Source organism: Enterobacter sp. C6 (genome assembly GCF_008122455.1).
GTDB lineage: Bacteria > Pseudomonadota > Gammaproteobacteria > Enterobacterales > Enterobacteriaceae > Enterobacter > Enterobacter pseudoroggenkampii.
The window spans coordinates 1-1,161 of sequence record NZ_QPFW01000035.1 but is presented as its reverse complement, the minus strand read 5'-3'; the positions used below and the strand labels follow the sequence as shown (position 1 = coordinate 1,161).

Sequence of the window (1,161 nt, the reverse complement as noted above, 5' to 3'; positions counted from 1 at the left end):
GTCCGTCGCAGCGACGCGCGTCGAGCCACAGTTCGCCCCGTGCCTGGAAATCGTCTGACAGCGCGCCGACCATCCACGCAAATAGGGTCGATTTTCCGCTGCCGGACGGCCCCATCAGGGTGACGATCTCCCCGCGGGGCACGCAAAAACTGACCTCGCGGAAAAGCGGTTCGATGGTGAGATCTTTTACCTTCAGCATTATCGTAATCCTTGACGGTAGCGGCCCGCGAGCCGGGATAACAGGGCGGCAAGACCAAACACCGTGCCCGTGACCAGCAGTAATCCCAGCGCCCGGTTAGCGAGAATCGGGATGCTGCCTCCGCTGCTGAGCGCGACGGTTTCGGTGGTCAGCGTGGCGAAACGCCCCGCGCCCAGCCACAGCGTCGGCATGTATTGTGCCATGCTGACGGAAAAGCCGGTGGCAAAGGCCAGCAGCGCAGGGCGCACCAGCAGGGGGCATTTCAGCAGCAAGAATATTTTTTCCCGTCGCCAGCCGAGCGTTCTGGCGGTAAGAACAAGTCGAGGATCGATCCGCCGCCAGGCGGGTTGCAGCACCAGCAGCGTCCACGGTAATACCCACAGGAGGTGGCTCCAGAGTACGGCGGCGTAGCGCCCGTCGAGTCCCAGATGCAGCGCAATGGCATACTGGCCGGTGACGAGCGGCAGCGCCGGAAGGGCGAGCGGTAACCATACCCACAGTGTGCCGCGCTGCGGGCCCCATTCCAGCCAGAGAACGCTGATGAGCAGGGCGATCAGGCTCGAAAGCAGCCCGAAGGAAAGGCTGGTCCCCACGGGACCTACGTCGTCCCGCTGCGCCAGCATCAGCAGCACCGCGGCGCACAGGATGCCACACGCGGGCAGAAAGCCGCTGAGTGTACGTACAGGCAGAACGCGCTCAGACCTGCGACGTGTCCCGCTGAGGTCAGGAACCCTGCGGCGCCATGCCTTCCATAAACCGTACCCAAGTGCGGCAAGCGCGGCCAGCAGCACGAGGAGTAGCAGGCACAGCAGCGTCCCTTTTGCCTGCTGCTGCGCATCGCCCTGGCTCAGCCACTGCCAGGCCAGCACGGCCAGGGTAGGCGGGTTGCCGGGCCCGAGCACGATCGCCACGTCCACGACCGACAGCGACCACGCCAGCACCGCCAGCATCACCGCGCCGAG

The 1,161-nt window shown here is 65.2% G+C and carries 1 protein-coding gene and 1 pseudogene; both read right to left on the bottom strand.

The genetic code is table 11. The features are described 5' to 3' along the window. The coding region (locus DOU50_RS00215) for an ATP-binding cassette domain-containing protein (protein WP_148768457.1) at positions 1–199 on the bottom strand (199 nt) is incomplete at its 3' end. Continuing rightward, a pseudogene (locus DOU50_RS23630) lies at positions 199–1,161 on the bottom strand (thiamine ABC transporter permease); the annotation flags it as partial. The pseudogene DOU50_RS23630 and the gene DOU50_RS00215, both read right to left, overlap by 1 nt.